We start from the raw sequence: 1,646 nt of genomic DNA, 5'->3' as shown, positions 1-1,646 counted from the left end.
CTTGGCTCATAAGTTCATTGTACTTCATCAAAGCGCATTCCTCCCGGCAGTGACCCTACGGGTACAGTGCGGGGCTCCTGCGATTTCTAGCTGAAAGGTCTTTCTTGTTACACTCCATGTCGCTTCTTAAGCTTTTCCCAAGATTAGGTGTTAGGAAGGAACAAGCAGCAATGGCTCCTACGGTTGGACCTACGGTCCGCTTCCGCGAACGAGCGCACGGCAATCCCGGCTGCTGAAACGCCAACCCTTGGCTTTAATGCTACGCATCGCTAACGCGACTGGACTTTGGCCTATGCAGACTTCGCCAGACCTCACCTCCGCTCGTTCTGTCATTCGCCTGCTGCTGTTCGCCAAGAGTCGAGCTGTTGTTGCCGAGCTTGAGGAGCATCTGCGCCAGCACATCCAGGGGTTGCCCGGCCAATACCCTGCTCAACTGGAAGTGGTGCCGCTGGAGGAGCACCCCTACCTGGCAGAGCATTACAAGCTGGTGGCCACTCCGGCTCTGGTCAAGGCTGAGCCCTTGCCCGCTCAAGTTTTGGCGGGCGCAGACTTGGCGACGCAGTTGGAAGTGTGGTGGCCTCGTTGGCAAGGCCAAGCGGCTTTGGCCGCCCATCAAGAAGGAGCAGGACGGGATCCCGCCTCCCCTCCGACCACCGAGGCGCTGTTGCAAATGTCGGAAGAGGTGTTTTTGCTGCGGCAGGAGCGGGCCCAATTGCGGGAGCAGTTGGACTTCAAAGATCGCGTTCTGGCCATGCTGGTGCATGATTTGCGCAGCCCCCTGACGGCCACGGCTCTGGCGGTCGAAACCCTGCAGCAGGGGCGGGAGGGATCCCTGGACAAAGCCCTGGAGCGGCAGTTGTTCGATCACGCCCGCCAGCAACTGCGCAAGATGGACAGCATGATCACCGATATCCTGGAGTCGGCCCGTGGCGCTGCCTCGGAGCTGAGGATTCGAGCCGTAGAAACCCAGTTGCCCGGCTTGTGTCAGGCGGTGATCGAGGAGCTATGGCCGCGCATTCAAGGCAAGCGGCTGCAGTTTCAAGCGGATATTCCCGTGGATCTGCCCTCTGTTCACGTGGATCCCGACAAGATCCGCCAAGTTCTGTTCAACCTGCTGGACAACGCCATCAAGTACACCCCTGCCGGGGGATCCATCCGCCTCGATGTCCTCCATCGCACCAGCCAAAAGGTGCAGGTGACCGTCAGCGATACTGGCCCTGGGATCCCGGAAGCCGACCAAGAGAGCATCTTCTCCGATTCTGTCCGTCTGTCCCGGGATCAACAGCAGGAGGGCTATGGCATCGGCCTTTCCCTCTGCCGACGGATCGTGCGCGCTCACTACGGCCAGATTTGGGTGGAGTCTTCCTTGGGCAAAGGCAGCAGCTTTCATTTCACTTTGCCCGTGTATCGGCTCTGCAAGGGCTAGCCGGGAGCTGGCTCCCCATGGGTGTAAACTACCCGACCCTGACTACTTCGCAGTACAGGGCGGGCTTAAGGCCTCCGGCCCGCTGGCGCGAACGGTAGCCCTGCAGTTGGCAAGCCAACCACGGACCTCTAGGCTGGTTTACGGCAGCCCCAAGTTTGGCAATCATGTTGGCCCCATTCCAGTCCGCATCCCCTTCCCATCCACAGTGCCCACACTTGAA

Annotated in this window: 1 protein-coding gene and 1 pseudogene; one reads left to right on the top strand and one right to left on the bottom strand. The window is 59.8% G+C overall.

Features of this window, described 5'->3' with window-relative positions; genetic code table 11:
• The first annotated feature begins 292 nt into the window (after window positions 1-292).
• Window positions 293-1,426 carry a histidine kinase gene (locus tag ACVWXW_RS14320; protein ID WP_457404366.1) on the top strand — a complete coding sequence of 378 codons (1,134 nt, stop codon included), beginning with the start codon at window positions 293-295 and terminating at the stop codon, window positions 1,424-1,426.
• Window positions 1,427-1,454: 28 nt separating this feature from the next.
• On the opposite strand, the pseudogene ACVWXW_RS14315 reads toward ACVWXW_RS14320, so the two are convergent.
• Window positions 1,455-1,646, bottom strand: a pseudogene (locus ACVWXW_RS14315) (RNA-guided endonuclease TnpB family protein); the annotation flags it as partial.

This window comes from Thermostichus sp. MS-CIW-30, from assembly GCF_054058015.1.
This window is presented reverse-complemented; position numbering and strand designations above follow the sequence as displayed.